Raw genomic sequence first — 15,215 nt, forward strand, 5'->3', positions numbered from 1 at the left:
AATCAAATTAATTTTACATTATCATACTTCATCATAATATTTCCTGCTTCATAATTATAAGAAGTATATTTTTTGTTCACACTATTATTCATGTTTTGAATAATATATTTCATAAAATTGACTCCTGCCTCATGTGCATGTGGATAGCCACCGCCAAAACGTGGGTTAATTTCGGAAATATAATATTTACCTTCGTATTCAAAACAATCAATATCAATCTGACCTCTGAAATCGGTCTTTGCTACAAAATTTTCAATTAATGATGAAATTTCTCGACTATGAATCGCAATTGATTTGTCTGTTTCGCCGGAACGCATACAAATTTTCTCTTTAATAAAAAAATCTACTAAATGTCCATCTATTAAATCTACATACACATCAATACCAAATTCTTTATCTTTATAAAATGGTTGAATAATTAAATTATCCTCTTCCTCAAATAGCTTATTCAACTCTTCTAAATTGTTGGCTACTTTAATACCTATACTAGCACTTCCTTTTTGAGGCTTTACTATAAAAGGAAAATTAAGAAGGTTGCTATCAATTTTTTCTTCCACACTCTTTACATTACTAAATGTTGGGACGCTCGGAATACCTTTTTCAAGTAGATAGTTATAAGTTGCTTGCTTATCATATCCTATTGTTAACATTTCAAATGAAGATAGAATTAACTTAATATCAAGTTCATCAAAAAACTTTCTATTAGCTGCTAACATTTCTAATTCTGGATCAATTAACGAAAGAATTGCATCAACCTTATATTTTCTACAAATGTTCATTAATTCCTCTAAATAATGTTCATTATCAACTCTCGGTACAATATCCTTCTCATCAGCAAAATAAAGAGCAGGTGCTTTTTCGTCACAATCCACCGCAATTACTTTTCCATTAATTTTATCTAAATGCTCTTTTAAATATTGCACAATCTTTACTCTTCTTCCTGCACTCGAAACTAAAATATTCATGCCATTACCCTTTCAAACTAACAACATTAAACTATTTATCAGCTTATTATTTTTTATATTCTTTTCTTAATACACCCATGATGTGTTTATCTCGAAAAACACCGTTATAACATATATCATTCCTCAAAGTACCCTCTATTTGAAATCCTACCTTTTGATTGATATGTTTCATTTTTTCATTTTCCACCCAAACATAGGAATAAACTTTATTTAAAGCTAAGTGTTCAAATGCATAATCTAATATTAATCTTCGCGCCTCTGAGGCATGACCTTTCCCCCAATATTTTTTGTTCCCAACACCCAGATACGATTCTGCTTTGGAATTTTTATAATCAATATTTACAAGCCCAACGTAACCAATTGGCATATTATCTTCTTTTGAACAGATAATGAAATCACATCTAGTATTGTTAGCAGACACTGAATGTAACCATTTTTTTGTTCCAATTGCAGAAATCGGAAAGTCTACATTCAATGTTTTTCTAACATCTTCATCATTAAACCAATCTACTTTATGTTGAACATCTGATTCTTCCATTAGTCTAATATATGTTTTTCTATTATGTAACACTTAAACCTCTCCTTTTAAATTCATCTCCAATAATTTACTTCTTCTTTTTTCTATTTGGTCCATGGATATTTTCACTTTTTATAATTTTATAAAATGTTAGTAATACAATTTTTAAATCTAACCATGAACTTTGCTTATCAACATACTCATTGTCATAAACAAATCTTTCTGCCCAAGTTAACGAGTTCCTTCCCTTCACTTGTGCATAACCTGTAATCCCAGGACGAACAGCAAATCTTTTCTTCTCATTTATAGAATAGTCTTCGTATTTCTTAGGATGATATGGTACTGGTGGCCTTGGACCTACGAAACTCATTTCACCTTTAATTACATTAATAAGTTGAGGAATTTCATCAAGACTGGTTTTTCGAAGAAGTGAACCTACTCTTGTTACTCTTGGATCACCTTCAAATGTACTCAAACCTGAACCTACATTTACTGCGTTTTCTATCATAGTTCTAAACTTATAAACTTTAAATACTTCGCCATCTTTTCCTGCTCTCTCTTGTTTGAAAAATACAGATCCTTTACTATCCAACTTTATTGCAATTGCTACAATAACTCCTATTATACCAAGAGGAACAGTTAAAACTAGAGCTAAGATTAAATCTAACATTCTTTTAAATGTTTTATTATACATTTATTTCACCTTATCATTTCTCTTTTATTAGTACTATTCTACTTCCTTTGGCTTTCAAACTTTTCCCACACAATATCCGCCAACTCTTTTTCTACATGCTGATTTTTTGGCCTTAGCCTAATGGGATGTGAATCTTTTTCTAACCTTCTTTTCTCAACATATTCATCAAACTTCCCAATAGGTTTTGCTGGGATTCCAGCTACTGTAGTATTTGATGGTATGTCTTTTGTTACAATACTCCCAGAAGCGATAACAACATTTGAATCAATTCTTACATCATACATAATTTTCGTATCTGATCCAACAAACACGTTATCTTGTATTTCAATACAACCTATTTTTTCAGCAAATTCCTTTTCTGTATATTTATTATTCAACATTCTGTGAATACCAATCATGAGTAACAAAAGTGACATTTGATGCTACCCTTACATTATTATGAATTTTTATTAATTCAGGATATAAGGGTATTTTTCTTGGCATAATCATTACATTTTCCCCTATGCTCCCATAAATATTTTTTTGTTTTGCATATCCCGCTCTTTTCATTCCTGAACGAATTAAACATAATCTCAATGTATGCCAAAGTCTTTGTTTAAAACTCAGTATATTTCCTCACAAGTAAATTATTTCATTATCTTAAAAATAAACCCTTAATAACATTGCTAACACGTAGTAATTCCTCATCCGTCATCTTCGTATCACTAGGTAAACAAACACCATTCTCAAACAACTGCTCAGAAGTACCCTTACCAACAAAATCATATCCCTCAAAAAACGGCTGCATATGCATTGGTTTCCATACAGGTCGAGATTCAATATTCTCTTTTTCTAGAGCCTCAAAAATATCAACCGGCCTCACCTCTCCAGTTAATTGAATGGCGCTCAGCCAGTAATTCGGTCTATCCCACTCATTTGCCGGCATAAATGTAATACCTTCTAAATGTCCTAATTCACGCTTATAAAAATCATGTATGTACTTTTTCTTTGCTGCACGCTGATCTAATACCTTTAATTGCCCCCGGCCAATTCCAGCTGTTACATTACTCATTCGATAGTTATATCCTAATTCGCTGTGCTGATAGTGGCGAGCCTGATCTCGTGATTGGGTTGCCCAAAAACGAGCCTTCGCAATTTTTTCTTCATTATTGGAAACGAGCATACCGCCGCCGGAAGTTGTAATAATTTTGTTCCCGTTGAATGAGAAAACACCATAATCTCCGAATGTCCCAGTATGTTGTCCCTTATAATAACCGCCTAATGATTCAGCAGCATCCTCTACCACTACCACATTATGTTTATTACAAACTTCCATAATGCGATCCATATCAGCAGACAAACCATACAGATGAACAACAATAACTGCTTTTACTTCCGGATATTTTTGAAATGCTTCTTCCAGTGCTTCCGGATTCATATTCCATGTTTTTTCATCACTATCGATAAAAACAGGCGTTGCATTCTGATACATAATTGGATTTGCAGTAGCTGAAAAGGTTAACGAAGTACAGAAAACAATATCGCCTTCTCCAACTTCAGCTGCTTTCAAAGCAAGATGAATTGCTGCAGTTCCCGAAGATAAAGCTGCTGCAGATTGGACTCCAACTTTAGCTGCTAATTCATTTTCAAATTCATTGACATTCGTCCCTAATGGGGCAATCCAATTTGTATCAAATGCTTCTTGTACATATTGTTGTTCATAGCCTTCTTCACTCATATGCGGTGAAGAAAGAAAAATACGTTTAGACACAATAAAAACTTCCTTTCCCAAAGTTCTTTTATTTCATATAGTTATTAATTCTTTATACTTGGTTAATTATAAAAGGTTCTTTTCTCACTTAGTTTTTTACTGCCGCAGAAGACCTTGTTGCCAGTCCTATCACCGAGATTAATGTTTTAATAGCTTTCAAGATTATTAACCATTTTCTACTTTCATGCTTTCATCGCCTCAAGTACACGACGTTCGGCAAACACAATCTTCATCATTTTGTCCTTCAATTCAGTATTATTATAATCCTCATGCTTATCTAATAAATCAACAATCAACTGTTTATCCACTTCCACCGTACGGCCTACGTATATTTTTTCATAGACTTGATCCGGAAATACTTCATCTTCATTCAAAAGTTCTTCATACATCTTCTCTCCCGGACGTAAACCGGAATATTGAATCGGAATGTCTGCTTCTGTAAAACCAGATAATTTGATTAAATTCTTTGCTAAGTCGGATATTTTGACAGGTTCTCCCATATCCAGCACAAAAATTTCCCCGCCCTTGGCGAGAGTCCCGGCCTGAATGACCAAACGAGATGCTTCTGGAATGGTCATGAAATATCTTGTCATTTCTTCATGTGTTACGGTAACTGGTCCACCTGCAGCAATTTGTTTCTTAAACAACGGAATCACACTACCCCGGCTGCCAAGTACGTTCCCGAACCGGACAGCGACAAATTTCGTCGTACTGTGCTGGGCAAGCCCTTGTACAATCATTTCCGCTATCCGCTTGCTTGCTCCCATCACATTGGTTGGGTTGACTGCTTTATCCGTAGAAACCATTACAAACTTGGCTACACCAAATGTATCCGCAGCTTCGGCGACATTTTTCGTGCCAATAACATTGTTTTTTACAGCTTCATGCGGATTATATTCCATTAAAGGAACGTGCTTATGTGCAGCTGCATGATAAATAATCGCCGGCTGGTATTCTTGCACAATTTGGAACATCCGCTCTTTATCCTGCACATCGCCGATAACCGGAATAATTTCGGTATCCTGCTGTTCCAACGTCGTTTTTAGTTCCATATCAATATGATAAATGCTAAATTCTCCATGTCCGACCAGTAATAGCTTCCTTGGTGAGAACCGCATTAATTGCCGGCAAATCTCTGAACCTATCGATCCGCCAGCTCCCGTTACCATCACTGTGGTACCTGTGACATACTCGGAAATAGCACCAATATCTAATTTTACGGGTGCTCTTCCCAATAGATCTTCTACTTCGACATTTTTCAGGTTGCTGACTGAAATTTTGCCTGTCATTAAATCTTCAATCTTGGGAAGCATTTGTACAGAAACGCCTGTTTCATTACACAGATGAATCAGTTCTTTTAATGCCCCGTTATGTAAGGAAGGAATCGCAATCACAATATGCTCCACATCCATATTGGTGACCATTTCCGGGATGTCTTTGGACATGCCGACAACGGGGATGCTGAGAATCTCCATCTTCTGTTTGGTCAAATCATCATCAATAAACCCGACAGGATAAAGTTCAGCTGTATCACTTTCATTTTGCAGCTGGCGGGCAATCATCACTCCGGCAGCACCGGCACCGATGATTAATGTCCGTTTTTGATTATCGCCTTTCTTGTGAATAAAGTGGTCTCTTGTCAGTCTCCATATAAAACGGAATCCGCCGATAAGAACAATATGTAGAAGCCACGTGATGACAAGTGCACGCCGGTAAATGCCATCATTAACAAAAAACTGCACAACACCGACAGATAAAATAGTCAGCGTAACAGCTTTTACAATGGCTATTAACTCTCTCACACTGGCATAAGACCAGACTTTATTATATAACTTGAAAATAAAGGCAAATATATGATGGAAAATCAAAAAAGCAACCGCACTTATCCAAAGCTCATCCATTAATAAACTATCCGGATAGGCCGGGTACACCATCCAAAATGCGAGAAAGACCGATGATGTTACGATCAGTGAATCTAAGAATATCAGCAGCGCCAATCTTTTTTTATAGGTCATGGGAGAATCTCCCTTCCTTTCAAACGCGTATTTGTATAGAAATCATATAGTTTTCCTTGCTTAAAATAAGCCCAAAAATTTCTTTTTCTTTGGTAAACTGGGTTTCATCCGGTTGACATTTTTATTATTAACCAGCAGTTGACTATTCTCTTGAAATAAATAGACAAAGTCTGTACCGTATTTCTTTTTCACTGCTTCAAAAGCTTCATCCATCACAAATCTGCGTGACTTGATGTTATGGGCATCGGATGCGATAAAATGCGTTTGATTGCATTCAATCAGCTGCTCTGCGTATTTCTTGATGTCTTTGCCGAATTTACCGATTAGGCTGGCTGCTGTAACTTGAGTCAGTGCCCCATTTTTCACAAAATCGTATAAGAGTTGCGGATTTTCCAGCAATTCTAAATTACGTTCTGGATGAACAATAATAGGCGTTATTTCTTTCATTTGAATATCAAAAAGCATTTGTTTAGCATATTGCGGGACACTCGAAGACGGAAATTCAATAAACAAAAATTTGGTTTCATTTAAAGGAAGCATATCGTCATTATCGAGCCCGTCCAACAACTCACCATATATTCTCGTTTCCTGACCGGGTAATACTTCAAGAGGAATGCCCTCATTCTGGAATAATTCATTCAAGATAGAAACATTACGAAGAATGGATGATTTGTCATTGAAATATGCCCCATTATAGTGATGCGGTGTCGCAATAACCGTATGGATACCTTGTTCCACAGCCTGTTTCGCCATGGCAATACTATCCTCTTCATTTTTTGCACCATCATCGATACCTGGCAAAATATGTGTGTGTATATCTATCATCAATTTCCCTCCTAACGTCAACAAGTGAAACGGAACAACGCCCTAAGTTTTACTTTGTTTTTTTGAATTATACCTTAATACCCACTTTATCATAATCTACTTTCTGACAACACCGCTCGCATATAATATTATGATACATAATACTGAAAAAACGACTTTTGCTTCTACACAAAAGTTCCTATAAAAACTGCACTAAAAAGAGCTCTTTTTTAAAAGCTCTTTTTATATTCTAATTACCATAGTAATAATAATAATTGACTTCTTTTTTATCTCGACCATTTAAGACCACGCCGAGCACATTCGCATGGACAGATTCCAACGATTCTAATGCTTCTTTTGCCGCTTCATTCTCTGTCTTTTTACTGCGGACAACTAAAAGCACACCGTCTACATGATTAGACAGGATTTTGGCATCCGCAACGGCAAGGACCGGCGGCATATCAAAGATAACCAGGTCATATTGTTGTTTTGCAGATTCTACAAAAGCCTGCATTCTTCTTGAACCTAACAATTCAGAAGGGTTTGGCGGAATCGGGCCGCAGGAAATGACATCTAAATTTTGGATATCCGATTTTTCTACGGTATCCTCGATGTTTGTTTCACCGATTAAGATATTGCTTAACCCGCGTAAATTGTCTAAACGAAACGTATAGTGCATAGTCGGCTTACGTAAATCCGCGTCCACTAAGAGTACTTTTTTCCCTTGCTGCGCATAAACCACAGCCAGATTAGCCGTTGTCATTGACTTTCCTTCTGCCGGACCTGCGGAAGTGATCAGCATGCTGGATACTTCATTGTCCACAGATGCAAACTGTAAATTCGTTCTCACCGTACGGTATTGTTCAGCTATCGGAGAACGGGGATTGGTATTCGCAATTAAATGCCGCATCTTACTTCCTACATTAAATTGTTTTTTTCGAGCCATTCATACCCCTCCTCCCTGCTGCTTCTGTTTGCTCTAAATTGGAGCGCTGATGTGCCTGGATGTCTTTTTCATCCATATGTGAGATAACGCCGAGCACCGGCACGTCGAATTGTTTGGTAATGTCTTGTTCTGTTTTGATGGTATTGTCGAGATACTCTAGTAAAAATGCAAGACCAACACCTGCCATTGCGCCGAGCACAATGCCAATCGCAATATTTAAGATTGGATTAGGCGAAACCGGCGATGGATTTTCGGCTAGTTCTGCTTCTGTTAAAATCGCCACATTATCCACATTCATAATCGATGGAATCTCTTCTTGGAATATTTCTACCGTTGTGTTCGCGATATTCACAGCTTGTACTGGATCTTCATCTGTAGCTGTTACCGTAACAACCTGGGAATCTTCTTCACTGCTGACAGTGATTTTATCCGATAGCTGTTCCGTTGTTAAATCCAACCCTAGTTCATTAATAACCGGATCTAAAATAGCCGGACTGCTAATAATCACATTATATGTATTTATAATTTCAACGTTTGTCCGTAAATCTTGTTCCGTAAACTGTCCAGCATCTTCCTCTTGTTGCGTCTGGTTTACAATAAACTGCGAACTGTTTTCATATTGCGGGGTTAATATAAAATAGCTGACCACTGCAGCAATAAGCGCCGCACCTAAAATAAATGTCAGAATAAGTACGAATCGCTTCTTGATAACCTCGGCTATCTCCTTTAAAGATATCGTTTCTTCCATTTCCTTACCTCCATAACGTATGAAATGCATTTTTTGTCATGTTATCATCTAAAATCATTTCTTTATCGAACCTATTATCATTCTGGAAAATACCCAATCAATTTCCAGGTGGTTCATTTTTCATAATATGTTGAAACTACACAAAAAAACTTAGGATATTTTTGCCATAGATTGAATTATATCATATCACATGTATTTTTCCAGACGTTTTTTTATAAAGTTTTTGCTTTTTCGCAAAGAAAGCGTTGTCAATTATTCGCTTGTCAAGTTTGAACTCTTTTTTTACAAATCAGTTACAAATTTTTCGACTTCCACAGCTTTGTCTTATTACAGAGAATGATAGATTCGGCTGCTTCTATATAAGTTGAAATTAACATTCTATCTTCTTAGCACTAGCCACAGAAAAACACTACACTGCTTACTGTGTTAAATCCTAAAATAAATCCCACTATTTTCAGGCATAAAAGGTAGGTTTATTATCCGATTTATACTAATTGCTTCTATATAGTACCGAAGCCATTTCTATATCCCGCTCTGATAAACCACTTCTCCCCTGCAAATCGTATAAGCAATATCCATTGCATCATTTAATAAAACAAGATCCGCATCTTTCCCGACTTCAATACTCCCTTTTCTACCAAAAATACCAACTTGCCGGGCCGGATTTTCTGCGGTCATTTTCACGATATCTTGTAATGTCACCCCGTCCAGCTTCAGCATATTTTTCACTGCATCTATCATCGTCAAAATACTTCCTGCCAAGGAGCCGTTCTCTAGGTTAGCCTGTCCATTTTTTACAATTACAGGCTGTCCGCCCAGTTCATAGGTTCCTTCCGGTAAGCCTTTGGCGCGCATCGAATCTGTAATCAGAATGATTCGGTCGGATCCGACATTATTATAAATAAGCTGCATCATTTCTGGCACAACATGAATGCCGTCCGCTATCAATTCAGCATGTAAGTCTTTCAATTGAAATGCTGCTCCTACCGCGCCAATATCTCGATGATGGATCCCATTCATCGCATTACATAGATGCGTGAGCTGCTTCACTCCTGCTTCGACAGCATCTTTGATCTGTTGAAAAGATGCATCTGTATGGCCGGCAGATACATTCACTCCGGATTGATTGAGTGTTTGGATAAATGCACCGGTTTTATCATGTTCTGGCGCGATGGTGATGGTTCGTATTTGGCTGTCTGCATCCTTTTGCCACGCCTGAAATTTCCCTGCGTCCGGCTCGGTTATATACTGCTGCGGCTGGGCGCCTGCTTTGGAAGCTTCTACAAATGGCCCTTCCAAATGCACACCAACCAGATCTGCCCCCTGTTTTTGCTCGCCCGCTGTCCAGGCAGCAACATTTTTTAACGCATTGCTGATTTCTTCGTCGGATTGCGTAATGGTTGTTGCCAGATAACTCGTCGTCCCTTCTGACGGCAGGTGATCTGCAAGTGTCTGCAATGTTTCAGGCCTAGCATCCATCACATCCACACCATAGCCGCCATGAATATGGCCATCGATAAATCCCGGCAGTAATGTCAGTGTATTCGCTGCATCCATGATTTTCCCATCGAATGTGATTGCAGCCGCTTCATTTTGCGTAAAAATGCGTGTTATTTTTCCGTCCTCTATCAAAACCGCTGCGTTTTCCATCACTTCCTGAGGCAGATAAACTTCCTGAATGTTTTTTATAAGTAGCGTTGACTGTCCCATCATAAACTCCTCCGTTTCGAATGATACTATCTGTTTCTTCTATTATAACGCTATTTCCTGCCTCCATGTATATTTTGTTGATATTTCCCGGGAAATGATAAGATTATGCGAAATCTATTTTCTTAAAATCTACAAATCTGGCATCAATCTATGATCATTTTTATAATTTGTAAAATTTCCCAAGCATATTAATAACTTTTATCCAGGTCTTTCCGATTAATTGTATACCTTTCATTCTGCAGCACGACGGCTTTTTATTTATTTTTAGATGTGCTTCTCCTCCGAAACAGGTCTATAGTCCTTCTTTTCATAACATTACAAAGTTGTTACAAATATCTATTAGACCTACCAATATTATCTATAAAACGATATAATTCTATGAAGATGTATTTATTGGATTATTTTTCAGGTTGACAGTAAAATCTACCAATTAATGAATGAAGTGGCAGAAAGCGGACGGACAACAGAACACACAGAGACATCTATAGAAATGCGCAGTACTTCTCATACTGCCTGCAGTTACATACTAACCTTGATCTGTTGCAGCGATTGCCGCTGTCATTGTTTGTCGTTTCTTGGTGATCATCCTGGATAATCCAATAATACTTCCTTTCAAACAAGCAAACGATACTCTCACGATAGTAATACATCAACATACAGGAGTATGCAATACATCTTACATTGAATTTGCGGAATTTGTACTTGTACCAAGATTGTTATGTACTAATGTAGACATTTTTTATTTACAATGAAACAGTACACGTACAGACAGGGCTTTAGAGATACACGATTTCGATAATGGTATTTCCTTTAGTTTCCCTCTTTGGTCTCCTCACAAATCCGAGGCAATCATTTCTGCAAAAATCCAACCATTCTATTTTATCTAAGGAGGAAAACGAACACATGGCAAACAAAAAAATCATTTTTTCTGTTACAGCATCTGCAGCTATCGCATCTGCTCTGGTGGCTACAGACAGTGCTGATGCAGCATCTTACAAAGTAAAGAGCGGTGACAACTTATGGACAATCGCTCAAAATCAGGGGACTTCCGTTTCCAAATTAAAATCCCTTAATAACCTATCATCGGATACCATTTTCCCAAATCAGGTACTAACAACATCCGGATCTTCCAGCTCGAATTCTGGTTCCAGCTCCAGTTCAAGCTCTAATTCCGGTTCAAGCAATTCCAGCAGCGGAAGTACATACACTGTTAAATCTGGGGATACATTAAGCGGCATCGCAAGCCAGCATGGTGTTTCTTTAAACAACTTAATGAATTGGAACGATTTATCCACTACATTAATTTATCCTGGAAATACATTACAGGTGAGCAGCAGCGGCAGTTCCAGCAGTTCGAACTCTAGCAGCTCCAGTTCTAACTCAAGCTCTGGTTCCAGTTCTTCCGGCTCCAGCAATTCTTCATCCAGCACGTATACGGTGAAGTCCGGCGACAGCCTTTCTAAAATTGCGAGCCAGCAAGGAACAACGGTTTCTAACTTGAAATCTATCAATAATCTATCATCTGATTTGATTATTGCCGGCCAGACATTAAAAGTAAACGGCTCTAGCAGCTCTAACTCCGGATCTTCTAACAGTGGTTCTAATAGTAGTTCCAACAGCGGATCCAATAGCAATTCCGGCAGCAGCTCTTCTGCAAGCGCAGATTATGATGTAGATCAGCTTATCTCCGGCGGTAAAAGCCAGCAAGGTACACCGTATGTATGGGGCGGCACGACACCAAGCGGGTTTGATTGCAGCGGTTTTATCTATTATGCTTTCAACCAAGCTGGTAAAGACATTCCGCGCACAAACGTAGAAGGCTATTATGATCGTTCGCAGACTGTCAGCAATCCGCAAAGAGGAGATTTAGTGTTCTTCTCTGGAACGTATAAATCCGGTCCTTCTCATATGGGAATCTATCTTGGCAATAATCAATTCCTTCATGCAGGTACATCCACTGGTGTGACAATCACTTCTCTGGATAATCCTTATTGGAGTTCCCATTTCGACAGCTATAAACGTTTCTATTAAAAATATAAGCGAGTGTGTTCCATCAACATGGAAGGCACTCGCTTTTTTGATTGTCTTTTACCTTGCCTGTTACAGCTGCCAGGCTATTTTTCATGCGTATAAAACAGCTATTTTCCCTAAATAACCTTTCATCTCGCTCAAAAATACATCTTTCTGCCTATTTTGTTGAAAATGACACTTTATAACCATAGAAATTGTGGTAAAATTGTTGCTAGATAATTAAGATTCGAATGAGTGAACAGGAGGAGAAATAATTCCATGTTAGTAGGATTAATGCAGCCTTTCAAACAACCAACCGATTTAGCTAAACAAATAGCGATTCAAGCACAATCCAAAGGGATCGACATCCTGTATATCAACCCAAGTGCTGTAGATGAAGAAGATAATACGGTGTCAGGACTGATGTTGCACGGGGATACCTGGGAAAATGTAGAGAAAGATCTTCCGGAAATTATTGATGTTTCGGTATTTTGCTTAAAGGCCAAAAGAAAAATCAAATATCTGCAACAACATGCCTACTTAACCGAGGATGGGAAGCATCGCATCTCCAAGGAAAATGTACAGGAAATGCTGCATAAGGATCAACAGCTGCAAACGTATGCCATTCCTACATCCCGGTGCAAGACATTCTCCATTATTAAAGGCTTCTTGTTAAAATACAATAAAGTTGTCGTCAGACCTATCTATAGTTCACCTGGAGAAAACATATATAAAATTGAGCAAGTAGATACAGATACGTTCGTAGTCAGCCATCAGAAGTCTAAAGTAAAACTGACGCTGAAAGAAACTTTCTCGTATTTTCAAGATATGATTTCGAACCACAGCTATATTGTTCAAAAATATATTCCTTCCAAAACCGAACAGGGAGAACCGTTTAACTGCCGGATTCATGTAGAAAAAAACAAGGAAGGCAAATGGACGATTGTTCAAAAATACATCCGTGTCGGCACGGGCCAGCTTGTTTCTCCCAACAGCCAGCAAGGTGTTGTCACCTTTGATGCGAGCATGTTTTTAAAATTGAAATTTTTCGAAGATGCTCCCGCCGTTGAAAATCATCTTGATACGATGGCATTACATATTGCCAAAAAGATAGAGAAGACGCGAAAAAAAGAATTGGTAACACTAGGTTTTGATATCGGTATAGACCAAGATAAAAATCTCTTCCTCTTTGAAGCAATCAGCGCGCCCGATACTTCTTTACTGGAAGAAAAAGTCGCTCAGCTGCGCACAGATTATTATGCTTATTTGGTCAAGCAGCATACGAGACCTTTTCCGAAAAAACACATGTAAGGAACATCTCCTAAAAAGGACAATCCATTGAATTTTTACATGTATCCATTATAATAATTAATGCTATATAAATTGAATTAATAAAACTGCCTTTTGTGCTTAAAAATGAAGTCATTTATCTTAGGATTAAGCACAGTAACTAGCGGAGGAAAAACGCGGAGACTCCTATGGGAAAGCGCAGTGGGAAGACCCCGCAGGAAAAAAGTGAACTTCTTTTTTTACCCGCGGGGCATAAGAGCGACTTCAGCTCTGTCTGCGCCTGACGGCTTGCCAGTCGCTAAGTCTCCTTTATCGAGGAGGCTGAGCTCAGGGCCCATGGAAAGCGTAGTGTTTTTCCGTAGCGAGCGTCAGAAGGAAAAATATTAATTTCAAGTTATATATATATCGTATTTTCATGCGTAAGTTTTATCATAACAAAGGTTATATCGCATCATAGAATTTGGAGGCAAGGAAACGATGAGAATTGGGTATTTACGTAATTATAAAAAACCGCAGCAATTAGCAGACCTTATTGCTTCAGTAGGACAGTCAAAAGGGGTGGATATTTTCTATTTCAGCCCGAAAGATGTGGACGTCAATAAAAGCAGAATTAAAGGGTTACTTTATAAAGACGGTAAATGGAAGTCCATAAAAGCAAAGATTCCTCGAATCATTGATGTGAATTCCAATTGTTTAAAACACAAGAAAGTGATCAAACACTTAAGAAAACATGCTCACTTAACAGAGAATGGGCGAAATCGGATATCTAAACTTTCCCTGCAAGAACAGCTGCAAGAAGATGATGATTATCAAACATTCACGATACCTACAAGACAGTGTGCTTCCTTTTCGGACATAGAGACATTTCTTGAAGAATATACAGCTATTGTTTTACGACCAGTGCACAATAATCAGGCAGATGGTGTATATAAAGTGACAAAGGTACGTCCGGAACAGTATATTTTGGACTATCAAAATACGTCCGTCGAAGTCTCTTACGAGGAACTGATCACTTTTTGCGATAACGAAATTCTGATAAAAGATTATATTGTGCAAAAGTATATCGATTCCGTAACGCCAGAAGGAAATGCATTCGACTGGCGCATCCATTTTGAAAAAACCGGCCATGGAAATTGGCGTATTATCAGTAATCAAATTCGCATCGGCCTGAACCAAACCTTGACAACCAATTGGAAAAAAGGCGGCGGAATGATGGATACCGATATATTTATGAAATTGAAGTACGGTAGTGAGGCAGAAATAAAACAAGAACAAGTCAAAGAATGCGGCCTTCAACTCGCAGCAAAAATAGAATCCATTCGAGAAACAACATTAGCAACACTCAGTATCGATTTAGGAATCGACCACAATGGCGATATCTTTATATTTGATGCAAACGACGCCCCTGTAACAACAAACTTACTTGGTGAAATCGCTATGTTGCGAACAGACTATTATCAGTATTTACTAAAAACAAAAACAGATAAATAAACAGTAGAGGGAGAATCAAACAAGTTCTTCCTCTTTTACTGTGACAAAGCAGCCCAACTCACCTTACTGAATGAAATTTACGTGATATCATCAATGATGGAATGGTGCTTATAACAACTATTTAGCGAAGGAAAAACACGGAGACTCCTGTGGGAATGCGAAGTGTGAAGACCCCGCAGAAAAAAGTGAACTTCTTTTTTCTACCCGCGGGGCACGACGGACACGACGTCCTAGTATCGACGTCAATGTTGTCAGGTTAATGAATTTTGTGAAAT

13 protein-coding genes are annotated in these 15,215 nt (G+C 37.9%); 3 read left to right on the top strand and 10 right to left on the bottom strand.

What is annotated here, in order from left to right; all coding sequences use genetic code 11:
- Positions 1 to 2: 2 nt before the first annotated feature.
- From ACFQ19_RS00085 to nagA, 10 genes are all read right to left on the bottom strand, one after another.
- Positions 3 to 965 carry an ATP-grasp domain-containing protein gene (locus ACFQ19_RS00085; RefSeq protein WP_379589807.1) on the bottom strand — a complete coding sequence of 321 codons (963 nt, stop codon included), beginning with the start codon at positions 963 to 965 and terminating at the stop codon, positions 3 to 5.
- A gap of 46 nt (positions 966 to 1,011) precedes the next feature.
- Positions 1,012 to 1,536: a GNAT family N-acetyltransferase gene (locus ACFQ19_RS00090; protein ID WP_379589809.1), complete on the bottom strand. Its 525-nt coding sequence runs from the start codon at positions 1,534 to 1,536 to the stop codon at positions 1,012 to 1,014.
- A gap of 34 nt (positions 1,537 to 1,570) precedes the next feature.
- Positions 1,571 to 2,176, bottom strand: coding sequence for a sugar transferase (locus ACFQ19_RS00095; protein WP_379589810.1), 606 nt, complete (start codon positions 2,174 to 2,176; stop codon positions 1,571 to 1,573).
- A 38-nt stretch (positions 2,177 to 2,214) separates the two neighbouring features.
- On the bottom strand, positions 2,215 to 2,592 hold the full coding sequence (locus ACFQ19_RS00100; protein ID WP_379589811.1) for an acyltransferase: 378 nt from the start codon (positions 2,590 to 2,592) through the stop codon (positions 2,215 to 2,217).
- A gap of 218 nt (positions 2,593 to 2,810) precedes the next feature.
- Positions 2,811 to 3,926, bottom strand: a complete 1,116-nt coding sequence (locus ACFQ19_RS00105) for a DegT/DnrJ/EryC1/StrS family aminotransferase (RefSeq protein ID WP_379589812.1) — start codon at positions 3,924 to 3,926, stop codon at positions 2,811 to 2,813.
- 182 nt (positions 3,927 to 4,108) lie between these two features.
- Positions 4,109 to 5,941, bottom strand: coding sequence for a polysaccharide biosynthesis protein (locus ACFQ19_RS00110; RefSeq protein ID WP_379589813.1), 1,833 nt, complete (start codon positions 5,939 to 5,941; stop codon positions 4,109 to 4,111).
- A gap of 60 nt (positions 5,942 to 6,001) precedes the next feature.
- Positions 6,002 to 6,766 (bottom strand): tyrosine-protein phosphatase, encoded by a 765-nt coding sequence (locus ACFQ19_RS00115; RefSeq protein WP_379589814.1) that lies wholly within the window; start codon positions 6,764 to 6,766, stop codon positions 6,002 to 6,004.
- Positions 6,767 to 6,995: 229 nt separating this feature from the next.
- Positions 6,996 to 7,691: a CpsD/CapB family tyrosine-protein kinase gene (locus tag ACFQ19_RS00120; RefSeq protein WP_379589815.1), complete on the bottom strand. Its 696-nt coding sequence runs from the start codon at positions 7,689 to 7,691 to the stop codon at positions 6,996 to 6,998.
- A complete protein-coding gene (locus ACFQ19_RS00125) occupies positions 7,669 to 8,439 on the bottom strand; it encodes a YveK family protein (RefSeq protein WP_379589817.1) in 771 nt (256 codons plus the stop codon). The genes ACFQ19_RS00120 and ACFQ19_RS00125 overlap by 23 nt, the downstream gene beginning before the upstream one ends.
- A 522-nt stretch (positions 8,440 to 8,961) precedes the next feature.
- A complete protein-coding gene (gene nagA, locus ACFQ19_RS00130; RefSeq protein ID WP_379589818.1) occupies positions 8,962 to 10,149 on the bottom strand; it encodes an N-acetylglucosamine-6-phosphate deacetylase in 1,188 nt (395 codons plus the stop codon).
- Positions 10,150 to 11,052: 903 nt separating this feature from the next.
- Here nagA and ACFQ19_RS00135 point away from each other — a divergent pair.
- The 3 genes from ACFQ19_RS00135 to ACFQ19_RS00145 all read left to right on the top strand — a co-directional run bounded on the left by ACFQ19_RS00135 (position 11,053) and on the right by ACFQ19_RS00145 (position 14,940).
- Positions 11,053 to 12,180, top strand: a complete 1,128-nt coding sequence (locus tag ACFQ19_RS00135; RefSeq protein ID WP_379589819.1) for a C40 family peptidase — start codon at positions 11,053 to 11,055, stop codon at positions 12,178 to 12,180.
- Positions 12,181 to 12,438: 258 nt separating this feature from the next.
- A complete protein-coding gene (locus ACFQ19_RS00140) occupies positions 12,439 to 13,470 on the top strand; it encodes a YheC/YheD family protein (RefSeq protein WP_379589820.1) in 1,032 nt (343 codons plus the stop codon).
- Between the two features lie 456 nt (positions 13,471 to 13,926).
- Complete coding sequence (locus tag ACFQ19_RS00145) at positions 13,927 to 14,940, top strand: YheC/YheD family protein (RefSeq protein ID WP_379589821.1); 1,014 nt, start codon at positions 13,927 to 13,929, stop codon at positions 14,938 to 14,940.
- Positions 14,941 to 15,215: the final 275 nt, after the last annotated feature.

Source organism: Oceanobacillus locisalsi (genome assembly GCF_042675985.1).
In the GTDB taxonomy this organism is placed as follows: Bacteria; Bacillota; Bacilli; order Bacillales; family Amphibacillaceae; genus Oceanobacillus; species Oceanobacillus locisalsi.